Consider the following 23,452-nt stretch of genomic DNA (forward strand, 5'->3'; position numbering starts at 1 on the left):
ACGATGAAGCTCGCCGAGCTGCTGCCCGATGTCGACGGCGTGCCCGCCGACCTCGTCGTGTCCGGCCTCGTGCAGGACAGCCGCGAAGTCGCGCCGGGCGATGCGTTCGTCGCGATCGCCGGCTTCGGCGCGCACGGCCTCGGCTTCGTCGATGCGGCGAAGGCGCGCGGCGCCGCCGCGATCCTGTTCGAGCCGCCGGCGCCGGACGAGCTGCCCGCGCCGGCGGACGCCATCGCCGTGCCCGGCCTGCGCGCGCGCATGGGCGAGATGGCGCACCGCTTCCACGGCCGCGCCACCGAATCGATGACCGTCGTCGGCGTGACCGGCACCAACGGCAAGACCTCCACCGTGCAGCTGATCGCGCAGGCCTGGTCGCTGAGCGGCACCACCGCGGCCACCATCGGCACGCTGGGCGCCGGGCTGTACGGGCAGGTGGAGCCGACCGGCTTCACCACGCCGCTGGTGCTGCGCCTGCATGCGCTGATCGCCGGGCTACGCGACAAGGGCGCGAGCGCGCTCGCGATGGAAGTGAGCTCGCACGCGCTCGACCAGGGCCGCGTCGACGCGGTGCGCTTCGACATCGGCGTGTTCACCAACCTCACCCGCGATCATCTCGACTACCACGGCACCATGGCCGCGTACGGCGCCGCGAAGGCGCGCCTGTTCGGCTGGCCGGGGCTGAAGTCGGCGGTGGTCAATCTCGACGACGAATACGGCCGCCAGCTGTTCGCGGCGTTGCCGCCGGTGCTGCGCGGCATCGGCCTGAGCTCGCGCGGCGCGGACGGCGCGACGGTGCTCGCGCGCAACGCGCACCTGGATGCCGACGGCATCGCCTTCGAGCTCGTCGTCGATGGCGATAGCGCGACGGTGCGCTCGCCGCTGCTGGGACGCTTCAACGTCGACAATCTGCTCGCCGTCGCCGGCGTGCTGCACGCCGATGGCGCGCGCGCGACCGACATCGCCGCCACGCTTTCGCAGCTGCAGCCGATCCACGGCCGCATGAATCGCCTCGGCGGCGCGGGCCGCCCGCTGGTGGTGGTCGATTACGCGCACACGCCCGATGCGCTGGAGCAGGCGCTCACCACGCTGCGCGCGCATACCAAGGGCCGCCTGATGTGCGTGTTCGGCTGCGGCGGCGAACGCGACACCGGCAAGCGCCCGCAGATGGGCGCGATCGCCGAGAAACTCGCCGACGTCGCCATCGTCACCGACGACAACCCGCGTGGCGAGGACGGCGACGCGATCGTCGCCGGCATCCTCGACGGCTTCGCCAGGCGCGAGCGCGCCCTGGTCATGCGTGACCGTGGCGCCGCCATCCGCCATGCGATCTCGCAGGCGCGCGACGCCGACGTCGTGCTCATCGCCGGCAAGGGCCACGAGCCCTACCAGGAGATCGCCGGCGTGAAGCATCCCTTCGACGACACCGCGATCGCGCGCGACGCGCTGGAGGTCTTCGCATGAGGCCGTTGCGTCTTTCCCAGATCGCCGCGATGACCGCGGGCCGCGTCATCGGCGAGGACGTCGTCGTCGACCGACTGCTCACCGACACGCGCGGGCTCAGCTGCGTCGAGCCAGCCGCCTGCGCGTCGAGCATGTTCGTCGCGCTCAAGGGCGCGCGCTTCGACGGCCACGACCACGTGTCCGCCGCCGCCGACGAGGGCATCGGTGCCGCGCTGGTGTCGCGCGTGGTCGGCGAGCTGCCGCAGGTGCAGGTCGGCGACACGCAGCTCGCGCTTGCGGACCTCGCACGCGGGCTGCAGGCCTCGCGCAGCGCGAAGGTGGTCGCGATCACCGGCAGCAACGGCAAGACCAGCGTCAAGACGCTGGTGCTGGCGATCCTCGAGCTCGCCGGCCGCACCTACGGCAACCCCGGCAACCGCAACAACGAGATCGGCCTGCCGCTGGCGGTGATCGAGGCGCCCGAAGACGCCGAGTTCGCCGTCTACGAGATGGGCGCCGGCCAGCCGGGCGACATCGCCTACCTCACCGCCATCGCACGGCCCGCCGTGTCGATCGTCAACAACATCGCGCCGGCGCACCTGGAACGCATGGGCTCGCTGCTCGGCGTGGCCGATACCAAGGCCGCGATCTACGACGCGCTGCCGGAGGACGGCGTCGCCGTCATCAATGCCGACGACGCGTTCGCGCCGTATTTCGCCGAGCGCGCCGCGGGCCGTCGCCTGATCCGTTTCGGCCTCGAGGCCAGCGCCGACGTCAGCGCGCGCGACATCCGCGGCACCGACGACGGCTCGAGCTTCGTGCTGGTCACGCCGGAAGGCGAGGCCGACGTGCAGCTCGCGATGCCCGGCCGCCACAACGTGCGCAATGCGCTCGCCGCCGCCTCGCTGGCGATCGGCGCCGGCGTGCCGCTGTCGACGATCGCGCGCGGGCTCAGCGCGGCGCGTCCGGTCGCCGGCCGCCTGATCACGCATCGCCTGTCCAGCGGCGCGACGCTGATCGACGACAGCTACAACGCGAATCCGGGCTCGCTGGCTGCCGCCATCGACACGCTCGCCGCGATGCCCGGCGCGTCCTGGCTGGTGCTCGGCGACATGCGCGAGCTGGGCGATGATGCCATCGCACTGCATGCGCAGGCCGGCACGCGCGCCCGCGAGGCGGGCATCGCGCGGCTCTACACGCTCGGGCCGCTCAGCGCCGCCGCCGCCGAGGCATTCGGTGCGAACGCCCGTCACTTCGATACCCACGAGTCGCTCGCCGACGCGTTGCGGGTGGACCTGTCCGCCGACGTGCGCGTGCTGGTGAAGGGCTCGCGCGGCAGCGCGATGGATCGCATCGTCGCCGCGCTTCTCCACGGAACCCCGCATGCTGCTTGAACTCACCCGCTGGCTGGAACAGCTGCAGAGCACCTTCGGGCTGTTCGGCTACCTCACGTTCCGCGGCATCCTCTCGGCGCTGACGGCGCTGCTGCTGTCGCTGTGGATCGGCCCGTCGGTGATCCGCCGCCTCGGCCAGCTCAAGGCGGGCGGCCAGCCGATCCGCACCGACGGCCCGAAGACGCATTTCTCGAAGGCCGGCACGCCGACCATGGGCGGCGCCTTGATCCTGCTCACCGTGCTCGCCTCGGTGCTGCTGTGGGGCGACCTGCGCAACAAGTACGTCTGGCTGGTGCTGGCGGTGATGCTGGCCTGCGGTGCGATCGGCTGGTGGGACGACTGGATCAAGATCGTCAAGCGCGATCCCAACGGAATGCGCTCGCGCACGAAGTACGCCCTGCAGTCGATCATCGGCATCGGCGCGGGGCTGTTCCTGTATTTCACCGCCGATGCACCGGCGGCGGTCACGCTCTATATCCCGTTCTTCAAGAACGTCGCGCTGCCGCTGGTGGGCGCGGCAGGCGTGGTGTTCTTCCTGGCCATCGCCTACCTGTGGATCGTCGGCTTCTCCAATGCGGTGAACCTGACCGACGGCCTCGACGGCCTGGCGATCATGCCGACGGTGCTCGTGGCATGTGCGCTCGGCGTGTTCGCCTATGCCTCGGGCAACGCGGTGTTCTCGAACTACCTGCAGATCCCCCAGGTGCCGGGCGCGGGTGAACTGGTGATCATCTGCGCGGCCATCGCCGGCGCGGGGCTGGGCTTCCTGTGGTTCAACACCTATCCGGCGATGGTGTTCATGGGCGACATCGGCGCGCTCGCGCTCGGTGCGGTGCTCGGCACCATCGCGGTGATCGTGCGCCAGGAGCTGGTGCTGGTGATCATGGGCGGCATCTTCGTCATCGAGACGCTCTCGGTGATGATCCAGGTGGCCAGCTTCAAGCTCACCGGCAGGCGCGTCTTCAAGATGGCGCCGATCCACCACCACTTCGAGCTCAAGGGTTGGCCCGAGCCGCGCGTGATCGTGCGCTTCTGGATCATCTCGGTGGTGCTCGTGCTCATCGGCCTAGCGACGCTGAAGGTGCGCTGATGGACGCCACCCGCCAGGCCACCCGCCTCGAGGCCATCACCGGCCGCTTCGATCCCTGGCTGCTCGGCCTGATCGGCGCGCTGCTGTGCCTGGGCGTGGTAATGGTCGGCTCCAGCTCGGTCGCACAGGCGACGAGCCCGACCTACTACCTCACCAAGCATCTCGTGTTCCTTGCCGCCGGCGGCATCGCCGGCGCGTGGGTCATGCGCACGGAGCTCAAGACCGTCGAGCGCTACGCGCAGTGGCTGCCGATCATCGGGCTGGTACTGCTGCTGATGGTGGCGATCCCCGGCCTCGGCGTGACGGTCAAGGGCGCGCGTCGCTGGATCAACCTCGGCATCACCAACTTCCAGCCGGTCGAGGCGGTGAAGCTGATGGTGGTGGTGTGGCTGGCCGCCTACCTCAAGCGCTTCTCCGAGGAAGTCAGCGCCTCGTGGAAGGCGATCATCAAGGTGATCGGCGTGGCCTGCGCGTTCGCGGGCGTGCTGCTGATCGTGCAGAAGGACTTCGGCTCGTCGGCGCTGATCCTCGCGCTCACCGCCGCGATGCTGGTGCTCGGCGGCGCGCACCTGCCGCGCCTGATCACGCCGATCGTCGCGCTGCTGCCCTTCCTCGGCGCGATGATCCTGCTCGAGCCCTACCGCGTGCGGCGCCTGACGTCGTTCACCGATCCCTTCAAGGATCCGTTCGGCGACGGCTACCAGCTCGCCAACGCGCTGATGGCGGTGGGCCGTGGCGAGTGGTTCGGCGCCGGTCTCGGCGCATCGGTGCACAAGCTGTCCTACCTGCCCGAGGCGCATACCGACTTCATCATGGCGGTGATCGCCGAGGAGCTCGGCTTCGTCGGCGTCTGCCTCGTGGTCGCGCTGTACGCCGGCCTGGTGGCGCGCGCGCTCTGGGTCGGCCTCAAGTGCGTGGAAATGCGCCGTCATTTCGCCGGCTACTGCGCCTTCGGCATCGCGCTGTGGATCGGCATCCAGAGCACGGTGTCGATCGGGGTGAACCTCGGCATCCTGCCCACCAAGGGCCTGACGCTGCCGCTGATCTCCTACGGCGGTTCGTCGATCGCGATGACCATGGCCGCGATGGGCCTGCTGCTGCGCATCTCCTACGAACTCGAGCGTGCGCGCCGACAGGTCGCGCTGCGCCGCGACGCGTTCGGCGGCTCGCCGTCCGCGCCGTCGGGCGCGCCGGTGCCGTCCGCGCCGTCGCCGCGTGCCGCGACCGCCGCGCCGGTGGTGACGCCGATCGCCGCCGCGACGCGCCAGGATCCGCGTGGCACCAGCCGGCTGCGTCCGCGCATCGAACCCACCTTCGGGCGCTACAGCGCATGACCGATGCACGCGCCAATGCAGGCGGACGCGGCGGCGTGATGGTGCTCGCCGGCGGCACGGGCGGGCACATCTTCCCGGGCCTCGCGGTCGCGCACGAGCTGCGCCGCCGCGGCGTGGCCGTCGGCTGGTTGGGCAGCGAAGGCGGCATGGAAACGCGCCTGGTGCCGCAGCACGGCATCGACGTCGACACGATCGCGATCCGCGGCGTGCGCGGCAAGGGCGTGGCGACGCTGCTGAAGGCGCCGTTCAAGCTGATGTCGGCGGTATCGGCGGCGCGCGCGGTCCTCGCGCGTCGTCGCCCCGACGCGGTGATCAGCTTCGGGGGTTTCGCCGCGGGACCGGGCGGGCTCGCCGCGAAGCTCGCCGGCATTCCGCTGTACGTGCACGAGCAGAACCGCGCGCCGGGCATGACCAACCGCGTGCTGTCGAAGATGGCGCGCCGCGTGCTGACCGGTTTCCCGGGCAGCTTCGCGGGCGAGGACGTGGTCGGCAATCCGGTGCGCGGCGAGATCGCCGACGTCGCGCCGCCGGCCGCGCGCTTCGACGGCCGCGAAGGCCCGTTGCGCCTGCTGGTGCTCGGCGGCAGCCAGGGCGCCGCCGCGCTCAACCGCGCCGTGCCGCAGGCGATCGCCTCGCTGCGCGATCGCGCGGCCTGGCAGGTGCGCCACCAGTGCGGCGAGAAGATGCTCGACGACGCGCGCGCGGCCTATCGCGACGCCGGCGTCGAGGCCTCCGTCGAGCCCTTCATCGCCGACATGGCCGCCGCGTATGCATGGGCCGACCTCGTGGTCTGCCGCGCCGGCGCGCTGACGCTCGCGGAAGTCTGCGCGGTCGGCGTCGCCAGCGTGCTGGTGCCGTTCCCGCAGGCGGTCGACGACCACCAGACCAAGAACGCCAACTACCTCGTCGAGCGCGGCGCCGCGCGACTGCTGCCGCAGGGCCCGCAGCTCGCCGTGCAGCTCGCCGACGTCCTCGAATCGCTGGGTTCGCGCGATGCACTGCGGCCGATGGCCGAGGCCGCACGCGCGCTGGCCCGCCCGGACGCGGCGAGCCGCGTCGCCGACCTCCTGATGGAAACGATCGACATGGACCGCGCCGCATGAGCCGCACGCAACGCCACCGCCTTCTCGACAAGCCGGAGCAGGGCGGCGCCCGCGTGCATTTCGTCGGCATCGGTGGCGTCGGCATGAGCGGCATCGCCGAAGTCATGTGCACGCTCGGCTACCAGGTGTCGGGCTCGGACAGCGCCGACAACGCCACCACGCGCCGCCTCTCTCGCCTGGGCGTCACCGTGCACCGCGGCCATGACGCGGCGAACGTCGAGGGCGTGGAATGCCTCGTCGTCTCCAGCGCGATCAAGTCCGACAACCCCGAGCTGCTGGCCGCGCGCGCGCGCCGCATCCCGATCGTCCCGCGCGCGGAAATGCTCGCCGAGCTGATGCGCTTCAAGCGCGGCATCGCGGTGGCCGGCACGCACGGCAAGACCACCACGACCTCGCTCACCGCCAGCGTGCTCGGCGAGGGCGGCATCGACCCCACCTTCGTCATCGGCGGCCAGCTGCTCGCGGCCGGCGCGAACGCGCGCCTCGGCGGCGGCGACTGGCTGGTGGCCGAGGCCGACGAATCCGACGGCAGCTTCCTGCGCCTGAATCCGCAGATCGCCGTCGTCACCAACATCGACGCCGACCACCTCGAGAACTACGGCGGCGACTTCGCCAAGGTGCAGGCCGCGTTCGACGAATTCCTGCACCGCCTGCCGTTCTACGGCCTCGCGGTGCTGTGCATCGACGATCCCGAAGTCGCGCAGCTCGCTGCACGCACCACGCGCAACGTGCTGACCTACGGCTTCGCGCCCGAGGCCGACGTGCGCGCCGAGGACGTGCAGCAACAGGGCGGACGCATGCGCTTCACGCTGGTGCTGCCCGACGGCGTGCGCTGCGCGGTCACGCTGGCGATGCCCGGCCGCCACAACGTGCAGAACGCGCTCGCCGCCGCCGCGGTGGGCTGGCAGCTCGGCGTCGAGCAGCCCGCCATCTGCCGCGCGCTGGAGAACTTCGCCGGCATCGGCCGCCGCTTCAACCTGCTCGCGCAGGTGCCGGTGGACGGCGGCACGGTCACGCTGGTCGACGACTACGGCCATCACCCGAAGGAACTCGACGCGGTGTTCAAGGCCGCGCGCGGCGGCTGGGGCGACAAGCGCCTCGTCGTCGCCTTCCAGCCGCATCGCTACAGCCGCACGCGCGACCTGTTCGACGACTTCGCCGAAGTGCTGTCGGGCGTCGACGTGCTGGTGCTGACCGACGTCTACGCCGCCGGTGAGGCGCCGATCGCCGGTGCCGACGCCAAGGCGCTGGCCCGCGCGATCCGCGCACGCGGCCGCACCGAGCCGGTCGTGGTGTCGCGCGCCGCCGATCTCGCGCGCGTGCTGCCCGACGTCCTGCGTGCCGACGACCTGCTGCTGATGATGGGCGCGGGCGACATCGGCCATGCCGCGCAACACATCGCCGCCCACGGTTTCGAAGGAGCCGAGTCTTGAGCATCACCATCGCCCCCGCGCGCGTCACTGACCCGGCCGCCTTTGGCCGCGTCGCCGTGCTGATGGGCGGCAGCAGTTCCGAGCGGGAGGTCTCGCTCGATTCGGGTCGCAACGTGCTCGAGGCGCTGCAGTCCAAGGGCGTCGACGCGTTCGCCGTCGACGGAATCCCGGCACTGGTCGATGCGATCCGAGAAGGCCGCGTCGATCGCGTGTTCAACATCCTCCACGGCGGCGTGGGCGGTGGCGAGGACGGCGTACTCCAGGGGTTGCTTGAGGCGCTCGGCGTGCCGTTTACCGGCCCGGGCGTGCTCGGCTCGGCGCTATCGATGGACAAGATTCGTACCAAGCAGGTATGGATCGCTTCCGGCCTTCCGACGCCGCAGTTCCGCCGCATCGCGAAGGGCGCCGATTTGCGCGCGGCGGCGAAGGAACTGGGCCTTCCCGTGTTCGTCAAGCCGTCGAGCGAAGGCTCCAGCGTCGGCGTGTTCCGTGTGTTGCAGGAATCTGATCTCGACCCAGCGATCGAATTCGCTCGCGGTTACCCGGGAGACCTGCTGATGGAGCAGATGGTTCAGGGCGAGGAGTACACGGTCGCCATCCTCGGGGAAGCAGCGCTTCCGTCGGTTCGCATCGTGCCGGCGGGAGAGTGGTACGACTACCACGCCAAATACATTGCCGACGATACGAAGTACCTGTGTCCCGGCATGGAGGGCGAGCAGGAGGACGAGGTTCGCCGCGTCGCGCTCGCCGCGTTCCAGGCAGCTGGGTGCACAGGCTGGGGACGCGTCGACGTAATGCGGGACCGCGTCCGCGGTCTGCAACTGATCGAAGTGAACACCGCGCCGGGCATGACCAGCCATTCGCTGGTGCCCAAGGCCGCGCGCCAGATCGGCATCGAATTCGCCGACCTGTGCTGGCGCGTGCTCGAGTCCTCCTTCGATCGCGATGGAGGCCGCACGGCGTGAACGCGATGCTCCGTCTCGCAGCCTGGTTGATCGCGGTCGCGCTCGTCGCGCTGCCGGTGGTCGCCGTGTTGCGCGGATGGATCGGCGCGGACCGCTGGCCGCTCACCCACCTGCGCGCGACGGGCCGCTTCGAGCGCGTCGATCCCGCGCTGGTGCAGCGCACGCTGCTGCCTTACGCCAAGCACGGCTACTTCGCCGTCGACCTCAGGGGCGCGCAGGCGTCGGTCGCGCGCCTGCCTTGGGTCGAGCAGGCCCGGGTGCGCAAGCGCTGGCCCGACGTGCTGGAAGTCTCGATCACCGAGCACCGCCCGTTCGCGCGCTGGGGCAAGGACCGCCTGCTTTCCGATCGCGGCGCGCTGTTCGACGCCCGCGGCGCGAAGGTGCCCGCGGGCCTGCCGATGCTCGACGGGCCGGAAACGCGCACGCGCGAGGTGGTCGAGCTCTACCAGCAGGCGCGCACGCTGTTCGCGCCGGTGGGGCTGCAGGTCGAGGCGCTCGCGATGGATCCGCGTGGCAGCTGGTCGCTCACCCTGCTCGATCGCAGCCGCGGCGGTACCGCCACGCAGGTGCTGGTCGGCCGCAACGAGGCGCGCGCGCGCATCGATCGCTTCGTGCGCCTGCTGCCGCAACTGCGCGTCAACCCGGAGCGCCACATCGAGCGCGCCGACCTCCGCTACACCAACGGCTTCGCGCTGGTGTGGTCGAAGCCGGCGGCGCCGGCCAAGGCCGCGCGCGTACCTGAATCGCCCGCGAGCCCGGCGTCCACGCCGTGGACCGCCGCACTTTCCCTTCTCCGATTTCCGGCTCCCTCTCTGACATGAACCGCAAGGGCGACAAATCGCTGATCGTCGGCCTCGACATCGGCACCTCGAAGGTGACCGCACTGGTCGGCGAATACCTGCCCGGCCAGCCCATCGAGGTGATCGGCCTGGGCTCGCACGAGTCGCGCGGCATGCGCCGCGGCGTCGTGGTCGACATCGACTCGACCGTGCAGTCGATCCAGCGCGCGATCGAGGAGGCCGAGCTGATGGCCGGCTGCGAGATCCGCTCGGTCTACGCCTCGATCTCCGGCAGCCACATCCAGTGCCGCAATTCGCAGGGCATCGCGCCGATCCGCGAGGGCGAGGTGACCTACGGCGACCTCGACCGCGTGCTCGACGCGGCCAAGGCGGTGGCGATCCCGGCCGACCAGAAGATCCTGCACGCGATCCCGCGCGACTACGTGCTGGACGACTCGCAGGAAGGCATCCGCAACCCGGTCGGCATGACCGGCGTGCGCCTCGAGGTGCATGCGCACCTGGTGATCTGCGCGCAGTCGGCCGCGGCCAACATAAGCAAGTGCGTGCAGAAGTGCGGCCTGGCGGTCGATGACCTGATCCTGTCGGTGCTGGCCTCGTCGCAGGCGGTGCTGACCCCGGACGAGCGCGAGCTGGGCGTCGTGCTGGTCGACATCGGCGCCGGCACCACCGACATCGCGGTGTTCGTGCAGGGCGCGATCGCCCACAGCGCGAGCCTGCCGATCGCCGGCGACAAGGTCACCGAGGACATCGCGCACATGCTGCGCACGCCGACGCCCGAGGCCGAGCAGATCAAGGTCCGCTACGCCTGCGCGCTGGCGCAGATGGCAACGGCCGAGGAATCGATCCAGGTGCCGAGCGTCGGCGACCGCCCGCCGCGCCGCATGCCGCGCGCCTCGCTCGCGCAGGCGGTGCAGGCGCGCTACGAGGAGATCTTCGAGATGGTGCAGGCCGAACTGCGCCGCTCGGGCTTCGAGCAGCACGTGCGTGCCGGCATGGTGCTGACCGGCGGCGCTTCGAAGATGGAAGGCGTGGACGTGCTCGCCGAGGAGATGCTGCAGATGCCGGTGCGCATGGGTATTCCGCAGCACGTGACGGGCCTGGGCGAAGTGGTCGGCAACCCGGTGCATGCCACCGGCGTGGGCCTTCTGCTCATGGGCAGCCAGATCGAGAACCCGCGGCGGCCGATGCTGCCGGCCGGGCGCGCGGTCGGCTTCCTGAGTCGATTGAAGAACTGGTATCGCGGCGAGTTCTGACGGCGGAACCCGTCGCTGCATGCGGCAAGCGGGAAATACGAAAAAAACTGCAAAAAAAATCGTAGCGGCAGCACACAGCGTTTCGTACTTCAGCAACAATACACATCAAATAAAGCGGGCATCGGGGACACGTCGAATGCCCGCACCAACGAGGACAACGGACATGGCGCATTTCGAACTGGTCGAGAAGATGGCTCCTAACGCCGTCATCAAGGTCGTGGGTGTGGGTGGCGGCGGCGGCAACGCGGTCGCGCACATGGTCAACAGCAGCGTGGACGGCGTGGAGTTCATCACCGCCAACACCGACTCGCAGGCGATCAAGAACTGCGGCGCGAAGCTGCAGCTGCAGCTCGGCGGCAACGTCACCAAGGGCCTGGGCGCCGGCGCGAACCCCGAAGTGGGTCGTCAGGCCGCGCTCGAGGACCGCGACCGCATCATGGATGCGCTGCAGGGCGCGGACATGGTGTTCATCACCGCCGGCATGGGCGGCGGCACCGGCACCGGCGCCGCGCCGGTCGTCGCGCAGCTGGCGAAGGAGATGGGCATCCTGACTGTCGCCGTCGTCACCAAGCCATTCCCGTTCGAAGGCCGCCGCCGCATGCAGGTCGCGCTCAAGGGCATCGAGGAACTGTCGCAGCACTGCGATTCTCTGATCACGATTCCGAACGAGAAGCTGATCACCGTGCTCGGCCGCAACGCCACGATGATCCAGGCGTTCCGCGCCGCGAACGACGTGCTGCTCGGCGCCGTGCAGGGCATCGCCGACCTGATCGTCCGCCCGGGCCTGATCAACGTCGACTTCGCCGACGTGCGCACCGTCATGAGCGAGATGGGCCTGGCGATGATGGGCACCGGCGCCGCCCGCGGCGACGATCGCGCGCAGGCTGCCGCCGAGGCCGCGATCCAGAACCCGCTGCTCGACGACGTCAACCTGTCGGGCGCGAACGGCATTCTCGTCAACATCACCGCCGGCCCGGATTTCACGATGGCCGAGTTCGACGAGGTCGGCCGCACGGTCGAGCAGTTCGCCTCGGAGGACGCGACCGTCGTCATCGGCACGGTGCTCGATCCGGACATGCAGGACGAAGTGCGCGTCACCGTCGTGGCGACGGGCCTCAACCGCGCCGCGGTGCGTGCGAGCACGTTCGAGCCGCAGCGCCGTCCGCAGATGCAGGTGGTCGCCAGCAAGCGCGACGGCACCACCGGCCTGCCGATCGACGAGGTGGCGACCGCGTACTCGTCGCCGAACATGTCGGCCGGCGTGCCGAGCTTCACCAGCGGCCTGCGCACCCGCGCCGATGCCGCGCCGTCGGCGCCCGCCGCGCAGCCGGCCGTGGCCGACTTCGGTGGCGACAGCTACCTCGACATCCCGGCCTTCCTGCGCCGCCAGGCCGACTGACGGGCTGGCGACCGCCGCCCGCGTGGCCGTACCACGCGCCGGCCGGTCCATCGAGGTGACACGACGCGCGCGCCCCGCGCGCGTTGCGGGCGATCCGACGGCTGCCGTCGCGATCCGCCGCATCGACCGCCTGTCCGTCGGTCGATGACTTGGGCGGGATGCCGATCCGGCGTCCCGCCATTTCCGTGCCCACCGGCCGTCGGCCACGGCAGTCGCTCGACTCCGCATTCACGACGCCTCGGGCCAATGTCCCTCCGGCGTCCGCGGCGCGGCGGCTTTTCCGTTCAGGTTCAGCCGGGCGCGTGCTAACTTTTCGACCGGCTCGACGAGACCCGCCCCCACCATGCTGCGCCAGCGAACCCTGAAGAACACGATCCGCGCGACCGGCGTCGGCCTGCACAGCGGCGAGAAGGTGTTCATGGCGCTGCGTCCCGCGCCGGCCGATACGGGCATCGTGTTCCGCCGCACCGATCTCGATCCGGTGGTCGAAGTCCCCGCGCGCGCCGACCTCGTCACCGAGACCACGCTGTGCACGGGCCTGACCTGCGGGATCGGCAAGATCCAGACGGTCGAGCACCTGCTGTCCGCGCTCGCCGGTCTCGGCGTCGACAACTGCTACGTGGAGCTGTCCGCGGCCGAAGTGCCGATCATGGACGGCTCGGCCGGCCCGTTCGTGTTCCTGCTGCAGTCGGCAGGGCTCGCGGAGCAGGAGGCGCCTAAACGTTTCATTCGCATCGTGCGCGAGGTGGAAGTGCGCGAGGGCGACAAGGTCGCGCGTTTCAGCCCGCACGAGGGCTTCCGCATCGGCTTCACCGTGCGCTTCGACCATCCGGCGATCCCGGCCTCGCAGTCGCGCGCCGTGGTCGACTTCTCGACCGAGGCCTACATCCGCGAGGTCAGCCGCGCCCGCACGTTCGGCTTCATGCGCGACCTCGAATACATGCGCGAGCGCAACCTCGGGCTCGGGGGCTCGATGGACAACGCCATCGTGCTCGACGAGTTCCGCGTGCTCAACGACGACGGCCTGCGCTACGCCGACGAGTTCGTCCGCCACAAGATCCTTGACGCGGTCGGTGACCTCTATCTCGCCGGGCATCCGATCATCGGCGCCTACGAGGGCTACAAGTCGGGCCACGCGCTCAACAACAAGCTGGTCCGCGCGCTGCTGGCCGAGCAGGGCGCCTGGGAAGAAGTGACCTATACCGGCGATGCGCCCACGCCCGTGGTGTTCGGCAGCCCGATCCTCGCCGCCGCCGGGGCCTGACCGCCGCATAGGCGCCCCATATCGATCAAGGACTTAGCAGCGTCCTTCGGGTTGCTGCGGCCGCTTTGCGACCGTTCGTCGTCACGCCGGTGAATCCGTCGTGACGAATAACCGGCTCTTAACGAAACCGTCGCTTCGCTTACCGATCCGTTAACACCCTCGGGGGAGGCGGTGGGTAGCATGCCGCCACCTCGACGGCGTACGTCGCCGTACGGGGCACGGCATCAGGCGTACGGGACTAGTCGAGGTCCCTCAGCGATGCCAGCGCCGCCTGCAGCGCCTGCTGCGTCGCGGCCGACATGGGACGAGGCGCCAGCACCGTTTTGCGGTCCACGGCAGTCCCCGGCGACGTCCTGATCACGACGTCGCTCGCAGCAAGCCCGATGGAGCGGGCCGCTTGGAGGAGTTCCGGGATGGCGAGGCGCAGCTTCGCCTGCCAGACCGGGGCATCGACGACAAACACGAGCCTGCCGCGATCGAAGTTCGCGAGCCGCGCATGCGCGGCCAGCCCCTGCGGCAGGCATGGGCGTAATCGACCGTCCAGGTCGTCGAGCCAGAGCGCTCGACGCACGGGATCGCCCGCCGGGCCGTCCAGCAGCGCATCCAGAGGTGCGCGGGCCGGGCCGGTGGCCTTCCTTCGGAGCCTGGGCTTGGAATCTGACATCGGACCTATGACCGTTTCGAGCATCGTAAATCCCCGCAGTCTCATCAGCGACGCCCTCGTCTTTCTCGGCGATCGCGCCGCGCGCCGCCCGGCGCTCGCGCTGTCGCTGTTCATGGCCGGCGGCCTCGCCCTGCTCGGCGCCGGCGGCGCGGCCGGTGCGGCCATCGCCCAGCAGCGGCTGGCCGACCAGGCCGCGCAGGCGCAGCTCACCCAGGCCCGCGCCCAGCGCGAGTTGAACGCGCTGGCCGCACGCGTCGGCGAGCTGCAGGCACAGGCCAACCGCCTCAACGCGCTCGGCGAGCGCCTGACCCGCATCGGCGGACTGAAGGACGGCGAGTTCGACTTCAAGCGTCCGGTGGGCGTCGGTGGTGACGAGGCCGTCCGCGACATGCCGCGCGATGAACTCGACCAGTCGCTGCGCGCGCTGCAGGAGCAGCTCACGACCTCGGGCGAGCAGCTGACGGTGCTCGACACGCTGCTCGCCGACCGCGCCCATGCGCTGGGCGCCGTGCCCTCGCGCGAGCCGGTGATCGACAGCTATGTCACCTCGGGCTTCGGCCTGCGCGCCGACCCGATCGTCGGCGGCGGCCAGTTCCACAAGGGCATCGACTTCTCGGCGAACACCGGCGATCCGGTGCTGGCCGTCGCCGACGGCGTGGTCAGCTTCGTCGGCGAGCGCTCGGGCTACGGCAATACCGTCGAGATCGACCACGGCAACGGCTACGTGACGCGCTATGCGCACAACTCGCGGCTGGTGCGTCGCAACGGCGAGCTGGTGCGTGCGGGCGACGAGATCGCCAAGGCCGGCTCGACCGGCCGTTCCACCGGGGCGCACGTGCACCTGGAGGTCTGGCAGGACGGACGGGTGGTGAATCCACGCCCGTTCCTGCAGGGCAACCGGCTGCGCGGCTGAGGCCACGCCTGGGGCGGGCGGCTTGCAAACGCCGCCGGCCGCCTCCAGCTACAATCAGCGATGCCGTAAAAGGGCGCCCAGCGCCCTTTTTTATTGGTGGCGACGCTCCGTCGTCCTGCCACAGCCCTTTCCAAACCGGTCCGTCATGCTCAACAGCCTGCTCACCCGCGTCTTCGGCAGCCGCAACGAACGCCTCCTGCGCCAGTTGCAGCGCTCCGTCGACAAGATCAACGCCCTCGAACCGCAGATGCAAGCGCTCAGCGACGAGGCGCTCAAGGCGAAGACGCCGGAGTTCCAGCAGCGTATCGCGAACGGCGAATCGCTCGACAAGATCCTGCCGGAGGCATTCGCGGTCTGCCGCGAAGCCTCGGTCCGCGTGATGGGCATGCGCCACTTCGACGTGCAGCTGATCGGCGGCATGGTGCTGCACCTGGGCAAGATCGCCGAGATGCGCACCGGTGAAGGCAAGACGCTCACCGCGACGCTGCCGGTCTACCTCAACGCGCTGGAAGGCAAGGGCGTCCACGTCGTCACCGTCAACGACTACCTCGCCCGCCGCGACGCCGCGACCATGGGCAAGCTCTACGGCTGGCTGGGCCTGACCACGAGCGTGGTCTACCCGGGCATGCCGTCGTCGGACAAGAGCGCCGCCTACGCCGCCGACATCACCTACGCCACCAACAACGAGATCGGCTTCGACTACCTGCGCGACAACATGGCGCTGTCGAAGCAGGACCGTGTCCAGCGCGGCCTGAACTTCGCGATCATCGACGAGGTCGACTCGATCCTGATCGACGAGGCGCGCACGCCGCTGATCATCTCCGGCCCGGCCGACGAATCGCCGGAGCTGTACATCAAGGTCAACCGCATCGTCCCGCAGCTCGTGCGCCAGGCGACCGAGGAAGGCGAGGGCGACTTCTGGGTCGACGAGAAGGGCAAGCAGGTGCACCTGTCCGAAGCCGGCCAGGAACACGCCGAGCAGCTGCTGCGCAAGGCCGGCATCCTCGAAGGCGAGGAAGAGCTGTACGACCCGCGCCACCTCAGCGTCGTGCACCACCTCAACGCCGCGCTGCGCGCGCATGCCATCTACCAGCGCGACGTCGACTACATCATCCGCGACGGCGAGGTGGTCATCGTCGACGAGTTCACCGGCCGCACGCTGCCGGGCCGCCGCTGGTCCGATGGCCTGCACCAGGCCGTGGAAGCGAAGGAAGGCGTGCCGGTGCAGCGCGAGAACCAGACGCTCGCCTCGATCACCTTCCAGAACCTGTTCCGCATGTACGGCAAGCTCGCCGGCATGACCGGCACGGCCGATACCGAGGCCTACGAGTTCCAGTCGATCTACGGGCTCGAGGTCATCGTGATCCCGACCAACCGCTCGATGATCCGCAAGGACCATCCGGATGCGGTGTTCCTCAACCGCGCCGGCAAGTACCGCGCGGTACTCGCCGAGATCAAGAACTGCTACGAGAAGAAGCAGCCGGTGCTGGTCGGCACCACCTCGATCGAGGTGTCGGAAATGCTCAGCGAGCAACTGCGCGAGGCCGGCATCCCGCACGAGGTGCTCAACGCCAAGCAGCACGAGCGCGAGGCGCACATCGTCGCGCAGGCCGGTCGCCCGGGCGCGATCACCATCGCCACCAACATGGCCGGCCGCGGTACCGACATCGTGCTCGGCGGTTCGCTGGAAGCCGAGCTCGCGCAGCTCGAAGCGGACGGCAACGAGGTCGACGAGGTCACGAAGCAGCGCCTGAAGTCGGAGTGGCAGGCCCGCCACGAGGCGGTCAAGGCCGCCGGCGGCCTGCACATCGTCGGCACCGAGCGCCACGAGTCCCGCCGTATCGACAACCAGCTGCGCGGCCGTTCCGGTCGCCAGGGCGACCCGGGCTCCTCGCGCTTCTACCTGTCGCTCGAAGACAACCTCATGCGCATCTTCGCGGCCGACTGGGTGCAGAAGGTGATGGCGCGCATGGGCCTGAAGGAGGACGACATCATCGAGTCCCCGCTGGTCACCAAGCAGATCGCCAATGCGCAGCGCAAAGTCGAGGCGCACAACTTCGACATCCGCAAGAACCTGCTCGAGTTCGACGACGTCAACAACGACCAGCGCAAGGTCATCTACGGCCAGCGCGACGAGCTGCTGGAAGCCGACGACGTCGGCGAGAACATCGCTGCCATCCGCGGCGACGTGGTCGCCGACACCGTCGACAAGTTCGTGCCGCCGAATTCGATCGACGAGCAGTGGGACCTGCGCGGCCTGGAGGCGACCATCGCCGAGGACTTCGGCGTGCAGCTCGACCTCGACGGGCTGGTCAAGTCCTCGCACGAGCTCGACGCCGAGGGCATCCTGCGCCACGTCGACGAGGCGGTCGCCGCGCACTTCGCCCAGCGCGAGGAGCAGCTCGGCGCCGAGACGATGCGCATGCTGGAAAAGCACATCATGCTCAACGTGCTCGACCAGAGCTGGAAGGAGCACCTCGCCCGCATGGACTACCTGCGTCAGGGCATCCACCTGCGCGGCTACGCGCAGAAGCAGCCCAAGCAGGAGTACAAGCGCGAGGCGTTCGAGCTGTTCTCCGAGATGCTGGAGAAGGTCAAGCGCGACGTGATCACGCTGCTGGCGCGCGTGCGCATCCGCAGCGAGGAGGAGATCGCGCAGGAAGAGGCCGCGCAGCGCGCGCAGCTTGAGGCGCAGGCGCGGCAGATGCAGTTCCAGCACGCCGACGTCGGCGGCCTCGGCACCGAGACCGAGGCCGGCGAAGTGCTCGCCGCCACCGATCCGCTGACGGCCAACATCGGTCGCAACGATCCGTGCCCCTGCGGCAGCGGCAAGAAGTACAAGCACTGCCACGGCCAGCTGGCCTGACGGACCGCGGCCGGCGCGCTCCGCGCGTGCCGGCCGTTCGATGCGCGAAATGGGCAGTGCGAAACGATTGATCCATGTCGTCGCGGGGGTGATCCGCGACGTCCGCGGCCGCGTCCTGCTGGCGCGTCGCACCGAAGGCCGTGATCTCGCCGGCCTGTGGGAATTTCCTGGCGGCAAGTGCGAGCCCGGCGAGACGCCGGAGCAGGCGCTCGCGCGCGAGCTGCACGAGGAACTCGGCATCGAGTCGCGCATCGGCGCGCCGCTGATCCGCGTGCCGCAGCAGTACCCCGACAAGACGCTGGTGCTGGACGTGCGCGAGGTCGAGGCCTGGCACGGGCCCGCGCGCGGCCGCGAGGGTCAGGCGCTGGCCTGGGTGCCGGTCGAGAAGCTCGCGCTCTACGACATGCCGCCGGCCGACCGCCCGGTCGTGGCCGCGCTGCTCGATCCGCCGTTCTACGCCGTGACCCCGCCACTGCAGGACGAAGCCGCCTGGCTGGCCACGCTGGATGCCGCGCTCGCCGCCGGCCTGCGCCGCGTGCAGTTGCGCGCGCCGGGCACCGAGCCTGCGACATGGCGTCGCGTCGCCGGGCAGGCGGTCGCGCGCTGCGTCGCGGCAGGCGCGCAGGTGCTGGTCAACGGCGACATCGACCTCGCGCGCGAACTCGGCATCGGCGTGCACCTGCGCGCCGCGCAGCTGGCGACGCTGCCCGCGCGTCCCGACGGCATGGCGGTGGCCGCGTCCTGTCACGGCGCCGACGATCTGCGCCACGCCGAGCGGCTCGGCTGCGACTTCGCGGTCGTCGGCCACGTCGCCGCGACGCCCAGCCATCCCGATCGGGCGCCGCTGGGCTGGGACGGCTTCGCGCGCCTGCGCGAGCACGCCTCGCTGCCGATCTACGCCATCGGCGGACTGGCGCGCGAGGACCTCGTGCTGGCGCGCGAGCATGGCGCGCAGGGCATCGCCGCGATCCGCGGCTTCTTCGACGCCCCCGTCGTCCGCTAGGCTGTCGACCCCTGCGGAGATCGGCATGACCGAGCCCTACGTCATCGGCGTGACCGGCGGCATCGCCTCGGGCAAGAGCGAGGTGACCCGCCGCTTCGAGGCGCTCGGCATCGAGGTCGTCGACGCGGACGTGATCGCGCGCGAGGTGGTCGAGCCCGGCACCGACGGCTTGGCCGCGCTGGTCGCGCATTTCGGCGCGGGTGTCCTGCAGCCCGATGGCCGCCTCGACCGCGCGGCGTTGCGCCGCCACGTATTCGACCGGCCCGACGAGCGCCTCGCGCTCGAGGCCATCGTGCACCCGCGCGTGCGCGAGGCCATCGAGGCACGCTGCCGCGCTGCGCGGGGTCCGTACGTCATCGCCGCCATTCCGCTGCTCGCCGAGGGCGGCGGGCGCAGCGCCTATCCGTATTTCGCGCGGATCCTCGTGGTCGACGTGCCGGTCGAGGTGCAACGCGCGCGCCTGGTGGCCCGCGATGCCATCGAGCCCGCGCTGGCCGACCGCATGATCGCCGCGCAGGCCACGCGCGCGCAGCGCCTGGCGATCGCCGACGATGTTCTCGTCAACACGGAAAGCCCGGAATCGCTGGCGCCCCGGATCGAGGCGCTGGATCGCCGTTACCGGCAACTGGCCGCTGTCGCGGCCTGAGGCGCTAGCGCAGGCTCGCGAAGCGCATGTAGCCGTCGATCATCGCCTCGCCCCAGAAGAAGACGATCCAGCCGGCGATGGCGAGGTAGGGCCCGAATGGAATCGGCGTGGCGCGGTCGCGGCCCTTCATGGCCAGGAAGATCGAGCCGATGATCGCGCCGACCAGCGACGAGATCAGCACCGTCGGCAGGATGCCCTTGAGGCCCGTCCACGCGCCAATGGCGGCGAGCAGCTTGAAGTCGCCGTGGCCCATGCCCTCCTTGCCGGTGAGCTGCTTGAACAGCCACCACACCGACCACAGGCTGCCGTAACCGACGGCCGCGCCGATCAGCGCGGGCTTGGCGGCGATGTAGAGATTGTCCGAGGCCGCGATCAGGCCCAGCCACATCAGCGGCAGCGTCAACGAATCGGGCAGCAACTGCGTACGCAGGTCGATGCCCGACATCGACACCAGGAAGGCGGTGAACACCATCGCGCCGAAACCCTGCCAGCCGAAGCCGAAGCGCGCCACGCAGGCGACGAACAGCAGCATCGTCAGCAGTTCGACCAGCGGGTACTGCGGCGAGATCGGCGCCTTGCAGTGGCGGCACTTGCCGCGCAGCGCGAGCCAGCTGAACAGCGGGATGTTCTCGTACCAGCTCAACACGTGCTTGCAGTGCGGGCAGTGCGAGCGCTCGACGACGATGCCCGGCGGCGGCGGGTCGTAGACCTCGTCGAGGCCCAGCACCTCGCGCGAGTCCTGCTTCCACGCCCACTCCAGCCGCCCCGGAAGGCGGAGGATCACCACGTTGAGGAAGCTGCCGACCAGAAGGCCGAGGCCGGCAGCGAGGGGATACCCGATGGCGGGATTCTGATCTAGAAAAGCCACCGCTTATCCGACCACTGCGCCGAGCTTGAAGATCGGCAGGTACATGGCGATCACCATGCCGCCGACGATCACGCCGAGGAACACCATGATCATCGGCTCGAGCAGGCTCGACAGCGCATCCACCGCGTTGTTGACCTCCTGCTCGTAGAACTCCGCGACCTTGAACAGCATGGTGTCGAGCGCGCCGGCTTCCTCGCCAATGGCCGTCATCTGGATGACCATGTGCGGGAACAGGTTGACCTGCTTCATCGACAGGTTGACCGGGTAGCCCACGGCGACGTCGTCGCGGATGCGGCGCACAGCGTCGGTGTAGACACGATTGCCGGTTGCACCGGCGACGATGTCGAGCGCCTCGACGAGCGGCACGCCCGCGCGGAAGGTGACGCCCAGCGTGCGCGCGAAACGCGCGATCGCCGAGTTGTTCATGATCTGTCCGATCACCGGAACCTTCAGCACGACTCGGTCAACCGTGTGCTGCAGTGCCTCAGAGCGCTTGTAGAAGGCGATGAGGCCCACGACAGAACCGACCAACGCGAGAAATATCACCCACCACCAGCTGACCATGAATCGGCTCAAGTTCACGACCATCTGCGTGAATGCCGGAAGTTCCGCGCCAAAACTCTTAAAGACGTCTTCGAATTGGGGAACAACAAAGATAAGCAGGACCGCGCTAACGATGAGCGCGACGGCAACGACCATTGCCGGGTAGAACATCGCTTTTTTAATTTTTCCCTTGAGTGCCTCAAGGTTTTCCTTATAGGTCGCAATTGTGTCGAGGACGGTGTCGAGCACACCTGCTGTTTCACCGGCTCGGACAAGATTGCGGTAGAGCTCGTCGAATTGCACCGGATGCTTTGTGAGAGCCTCTGAGAACGACATGCCGCCTTGGATATCGCTGCGAATCGCATTGATGAGCTTCTGCATGCGAATGTTCTTATTGCCATTCCCGATGATCTCGAGCGCGGCCACGATCGGCACGCCCGACTTCATCATGGTGGCGATCTGGCGGCTGAAGACCGCGATGTCGCCAGGCTTGATCGGCTTGCCGGCGCTGCCGAACAGCGGCTTGGCCTTCGGCTTCACCGTCTGCGGGGTGATGCCCTGCCTGCGCAGTTCCGCCTTGACTAGGTTGATGTTCTTGGCGGGCGTCTCGCCCTTCATGACGACGCCGCGCTTGTCCTTGCCAACCCAGGTGAAGGTCTGCAGGCCGTCATTGGCGCGCGGGGCGGTTTTTGCTGCGGATCGACTCGCGGACATGGTTTAGTCCTTGGTGACGCGGTTGATTTCGGCGAGGCTGGTCACGCCGTTCCTGGCTTTCAGCAGTGCCGACTGCCGCAGGTCGCGAATGCCCGAACGCTGCGCGGCCTCCGCGATCTGCATGGCGTTGCCGCCCTCCAGGATGATGGCCTGGATCTGGTCGGTCATCGGCATCACCTGGTAGATACCCGTACGGCCCTTGTAGCCCTCCGTGCAGTCGGCGCAACCGACCGGCTCGTAGAGCGTGATGCCGTTGGCGATTTCCTCGGGGGTGAAGCCCTCCGACAGCAGCGCGTGCTCGGGCAGGTGCACCGGGCGCTTGCAGTCGTGCAGGCGCCGGGCGAGGCGCTGCGCGATGATCAGGGTCACCGACGAGGTGATGTTGTAGGGCGCGATGCCCATGTTCATCAGGCGCGCGATGGTCTGCGGCGCGTCGTTGGTATGCAGCGTCGACAGCACCATGTGGCCGGTCTGCGCGGCCTTGACGCCGATCTCGGCCGTCTCGAGGTCGCGGATTTCGCCGACCATGATCACGTCCGGGTCCTGTCGCAGGAAGCTGCGCAGCGCGGCGGCGAAGGTCATGCCGCGCTTGACGTTCATCTGCACCTGGTTGATGCCCGGCACGCGGATTTCGACCGGGTCCTCGACCGTGGAGATGTTGCGCGCGTCCTCGTTGAGGATGTTGAGCGCGGTGTACAGCGACACCGTCTTACCCGAGCCGGTCGGGCCGGTGACCAGCACCATGCCGTAGGGCTTGGCGATCGCGTTGAGGAAGAGTTCCTTCTGGTCCTCCTCGTAGCCCAGCTTGTCGATGCCGAGCTTGGCCGCGCTGCCGTCGAGGATACGCAGCACCACCTTCTCGCCGAACAGCGTGGGCAGGGTGCTGACGCGGAAGTCGATCTGCTTGGTCTTGGACAGGTTGAGCTTGATGCGGCCGTCCTGCGGCACGCGCTTCTCGGCGATGTCGAGCTGGCTCATCACCTTCAGGCGGGCGGCGATGCGCGTGTTGAGCTGCACCGGCGCCTTGGCCACCTGCTTGAGGATGCCGTCGATGCGCATGCGCACGCGGTATTCGGTTTCGTAGGGCTCGAAGTGGATGTCCGAGGCGCCGCGGCGGATCGCGTCGACCAGCACCTTGTTGACGAATCGCACCACCGGCGTGTCGTCGCCCTTGGCGTCCACGCCGGCGTCGCCGGTGCCGCCGCCCTCGTCGTCCTTGCCGACTTCGAGGTTCTCGAGGCCTTCGCCGTCGCCGCCGTCGTCGCCGAAGCTGTCGGAGGTCTCGGCCCAGCGGTCCAGGCAGCGCGCGATCGTGTCGGCGTCGACGAGGATCGCCTCGACGGCGAGGTTCGTCTGGAACTTGATCTCGTCGAGCGCGTGCGAGTTGGTGGGGTCGGTGACGCCCACGAACAGCCGGTTGCCGCGCTTGAACAGCGGCAGCACGCCGTGCTTGCGCAGCAGCTCCTCGTTGACCAGCTTGATGGCCGATTGACCGGGGTCGAACGCGCTGGCATCCAGTAAGGGGACACCGAACTCGACCGAGTTCGCAGCAGCCATGCTGGCGGCCGTGACAAGCCTTCGCTCGGAAAGGTAAGCCGCGAGCGGCTTCTTCTCTGCCGTCGCGGCATTCATCGCGTCTCGAGCGCTGCTCTCATCCAAGGCGCCGTCAAGCACCAGACGGCGGGCAATGCCCGTGATGCCCACTAGGTTAGGGCTGGCAATAGCTGACATGTTGTGGCACCCAATTTCCCCAGATGGAC

At 69.3% G+C, this 23,452-nt stretch carries 19 protein-coding genes; 15 read left to right on the plus strand and 4 right to left on the minus strand.

Annotated elements, in window-relative coordinates:
• Nucleotides 1-3 precede the first annotated feature (3 nt).
• The 11 genes from IE066_RS00180 to lpxC all read left to right on the plus strand — a co-directional run bounded on the left by IE066_RS00180 (nt 4) and on the right by lpxC (nt 13,475).
• Nucleotides 4-1,461 carry a UDP-N-acetylmuramoyl-L-alanyl-D-glutamate--2,6-diaminopimelate ligase gene (locus IE066_RS00180; protein WP_189448656.1) on the plus strand — a complete coding sequence of 486 codons (1,458 nt, stop codon included), beginning with the start codon at nt 4-6 and terminating at the stop codon, nt 1,459-1,461.
• Complete coding sequence (locus tag IE066_RS00185) at nt 1,458-2,834, plus strand: UDP-N-acetylmuramoyl-tripeptide--D-alanyl-D-alanine ligase (protein ID WP_189446327.1); 1,377 nt, start codon at nt 1,458-1,460, stop codon at nt 2,832-2,834. Before IE066_RS00180 ends, IE066_RS00185 begins: the two co-directional genes overlap by 4 nt.
• Entirely contained in the window at nt 2,824-3,924 is a 1,101-nt protein-coding gene (mraY, locus tag IE066_RS00190; protein ID WP_189446328.1) for a phospho-N-acetylmuramoyl-pentapeptide-transferase, read from the plus strand. The genes IE066_RS00185 and mraY overlap by 11 nt, the downstream gene beginning before the upstream one ends.
• Nucleotides 3,921-5,258, plus strand: a complete 1,338-nt coding sequence (ftsW, locus tag IE066_RS00195) for a putative lipid II flippase FtsW (RefSeq protein WP_189448661.1) — start codon at nt 3,921-3,923, stop codon at nt 5,256-5,258. The genes mraY and ftsW overlap by 4 nt, the downstream gene beginning before the upstream one ends.
• Nucleotides 5,255-6,361, plus strand: coding sequence for an undecaprenyldiphospho-muramoylpentapeptide beta-N-acetylglucosaminyltransferase (gene murG / locus IE066_RS00200; protein ID WP_229790607.1), 1,107 nt, complete (start codon nt 5,255-5,257; stop codon nt 6,359-6,361). The genes ftsW and murG overlap by 4 nt, the downstream gene beginning before the upstream one ends.
• Nucleotides 6,358-7,794: a UDP-N-acetylmuramate--L-alanine ligase gene (murC, locus tag IE066_RS00205; protein ID WP_189446329.1), complete on the plus strand. Its 1,437-nt coding sequence runs from the start codon at nt 6,358-6,360 to the stop codon at nt 7,792-7,794. The genes murG and murC overlap by 4 nt, the downstream gene beginning before the upstream one ends.
• Nucleotides 7,791-8,759, plus strand: coding sequence for a D-alanine--D-alanine ligase (locus IE066_RS00210; protein ID WP_189446330.1), 969 nt, complete (start codon nt 7,791-7,793; stop codon nt 8,757-8,759). The genes murC and IE066_RS00210 overlap by 4 nt, the downstream gene beginning before the upstream one ends.
• The gene (locus IE066_RS00215; RefSeq protein WP_189446331.1) at nt 8,756-9,580 is read left to right on the plus strand and encodes a cell division protein FtsQ/DivIB; all 825 of its coding nucleotides are present in this window, start codon (nt 8,756-8,758) and stop codon (nt 9,578-9,580) included. The genes IE066_RS00210 and IE066_RS00215 overlap by 4 nt, the downstream gene beginning before the upstream one ends.
• The gene (ftsA, locus tag IE066_RS00220; RefSeq protein WP_189446332.1) at nt 9,577-10,812 is read left to right on the plus strand and encodes a cell division protein FtsA; all 1,236 of its coding nucleotides are present in this window, start codon (nt 9,577-9,579) and stop codon (nt 10,810-10,812) included. The genes IE066_RS00215 and ftsA overlap by 4 nt, the downstream gene beginning before the upstream one ends.
• Nucleotides 10,813-10,975: 163 nt before the next feature.
• Complete coding sequence (ftsZ, locus tag IE066_RS00225; protein ID WP_189446333.1) at nt 10,976-12,211, plus strand: cell division protein FtsZ; 1,236 nt, start codon at nt 10,976-10,978, stop codon at nt 12,209-12,211.
• A 343-nt stretch (nt 12,212-12,554) separates the two neighbouring features.
• Entirely contained in the window at nt 12,555-13,475 is a 921-nt protein-coding gene (lpxC, locus tag IE066_RS00230; protein WP_189446334.1) for a UDP-3-O-acyl-N-acetylglucosamine deacetylase, read from the plus strand.
• Nucleotides 13,476-13,713: 238 nt separating this feature from the next.
• Here lpxC and IE066_RS00235 read toward each other — a convergent pair whose 3' ends face one another.
• Nucleotides 13,714-14,163 carry a DciA family protein gene (locus IE066_RS00235; protein WP_425488865.1) on the minus strand — a complete coding sequence of 150 codons (450 nt, stop codon included), beginning with the start codon at nt 14,161-14,163 and terminating at the stop codon, nt 13,714-13,716.
• 88 nt (nt 14,164-14,251) lie between these two features.
• Here IE066_RS00235 and IE066_RS00240 point away from each other — a divergent pair, with 88 nt between their 5' ends.
• The 4 genes from IE066_RS00240 to coaE all read left to right on the plus strand — a co-directional run bounded on the left by IE066_RS00240 (nt 14,252) and on the right by coaE (nt 19,567).
• A complete protein-coding gene (locus IE066_RS00240; protein ID WP_425488914.1) occupies nt 14,252-15,052 on the plus strand; it encodes a M23 family metallopeptidase in 801 nt (266 codons plus the stop codon).
• 145 nt (nt 15,053-15,197) lie between these two features.
• Nucleotides 15,198-17,918, plus strand: a complete 2,721-nt coding sequence (gene secA / locus IE066_RS00245) for a preprotein translocase subunit SecA (RefSeq protein ID WP_189446336.1) — start codon at nt 15,198-15,200, stop codon at nt 17,916-17,918.
• Nucleotides 17,919-17,967: 49 nt separating this feature from the next.
• Nucleotides 17,968-18,921, plus strand: a complete 954-nt coding sequence (locus IE066_RS00250; protein ID WP_189446337.1) for a Nudix family hydrolase — start codon at nt 17,968-17,970, stop codon at nt 18,919-18,921.
• Between the two features lie 25 nt (nt 18,922-18,946).
• The gene (coaE, locus tag IE066_RS00255) at nt 18,947-19,567 is read left to right on the plus strand and encodes a dephospho-CoA kinase (RefSeq protein ID WP_189446338.1); all 621 of its coding nucleotides are present in this window, start codon (nt 18,947-18,949) and stop codon (nt 19,565-19,567) included.
• Between the two features lie 4 nt (nt 19,568-19,571).
• Here the strand turns inward: coaE and IE066_RS00260 are convergent, their stop codons facing one another.
• From IE066_RS00260 to pilB, 3 genes are read right to left on the minus strand one after another with little or no spacing between them, the layout of a single operon-like run.
• A complete protein-coding gene (locus IE066_RS00260) occupies nt 19,572-20,435 on the minus strand; it encodes a prepilin peptidase (RefSeq protein ID WP_189446339.1) in 864 nt (287 codons plus the stop codon).
• A gap of 3 nt (nt 20,436-20,438) precedes the next feature.
• The gene (locus tag IE066_RS00265; RefSeq protein WP_189446340.1) at nt 20,439-21,692 is read right to left on the minus strand and encodes a type II secretion system F family protein; all 1,254 of its coding nucleotides are present in this window, start codon (nt 21,690-21,692) and stop codon (nt 20,439-20,441) included.
• A 3-nt stretch (nt 21,693-21,695) separates the two neighbouring features.
• Nucleotides 21,696-23,423: a type IV-A pilus assembly ATPase PilB gene (pilB, locus tag IE066_RS00270; RefSeq protein WP_189446341.1), complete on the minus strand. Its 1,728-nt coding sequence runs from the start codon at nt 23,421-23,423 to the stop codon at nt 21,696-21,698.
• Between the last annotated feature and the right edge of the window lie 29 nt (nt 23,424-23,452).

Source organism: Cognatilysobacter xinjiangensis (assembly GCF_014651995.1).
In the GTDB taxonomy this organism is placed as follows: Bacteria; Pseudomonadota; Gammaproteobacteria; order Xanthomonadales; family Xanthomonadaceae; genus Cognatilysobacter; species Cognatilysobacter xinjiangensis.

Coding starts and splice junctions, on each gene's coding strand:
- IE066_RS00250 (WP_189446337.1), top strand. CDS start 17,968: ATGGGCAGTGCGAAACGATTGATCCATGTCGTCGCGGGGGTGATCCGC.
- murG (WP_229790607.1), top strand. CDS start 5,255: ATGACCGATGCACGCGCCAATGCAGGCGGACGCGGCGGCGTGATGGTG.
- IE066_RS00180 (WP_189448656.1), top strand. CDS start 4: ATGAAGCTCGCCGAGCTGCTGCCCGATGTCGACGGCGTGCCCGCCGAC.
- IE066_RS00235 (WP_425488865.1), bottom strand. CDS start 14,163: ATGCTCGAAACGGTCATAGGTCCGATGTCAGATTCCAAGCCCAGGCTC.
- IE066_RS00240 (WP_425488914.1), top strand. CDS start 14,252: ATGGCCGGCGGCCTCGCCCTGCTCGGCGCCGGCGGCGCGGCCGGTGCG.
- ftsZ (WP_189446333.1), top strand. CDS start 10,976: ATGGCGCATTTCGAACTGGTCGAGAAGATGGCTCCTAACGCCGTCATC.
- mraY (WP_189446328.1), top strand. CDS start 2,824: ATGCTGCTTGAACTCACCCGCTGGCTGGAACAGCTGCAGAGCACCTTC.
- coaE (WP_189446338.1), top strand. CDS start 18,947: ATGACCGAGCCCTACGTCATCGGCGTGACCGGCGGCATCGCCTCGGGC.
- lpxC (WP_189446334.1), top strand. CDS start 12,555: ATGCTGCGCCAGCGAACCCTGAAGAACACGATCCGCGCGACCGGCGTC.
- ftsA (WP_189446332.1), top strand. CDS start 9,577: ATGAACCGCAAGGGCGACAAATCGCTGATCGTCGGCCTCGACATCGGC.
- pilB (WP_189446341.1), bottom strand. CDS start 23,423: ATGTCAGCTATTGCCAGCCCTAACCTAGTGGGCATCACGGGCATTGCC.
- secA (WP_189446336.1), top strand. CDS start 15,198: ATGCTCAACAGCCTGCTCACCCGCGTCTTCGGCAGCCGCAACGAACGC.
- IE066_RS00185 (WP_189446327.1), top strand. CDS start 1,458: ATGAGGCCGTTGCGTCTTTCCCAGATCGCCGCGATGACCGCGGGCCGC.
- murC (WP_189446329.1), top strand. CDS start 6,358: ATGAGCCGCACGCAACGCCACCGCCTTCTCGACAAGCCGGAGCAGGGC.
- IE066_RS00265 (WP_189446340.1), bottom strand. CDS start 21,692: ATGTCCGCGAGTCGATCCGCAGCAAAAACCGCCCCGCGCGCCAATGAC.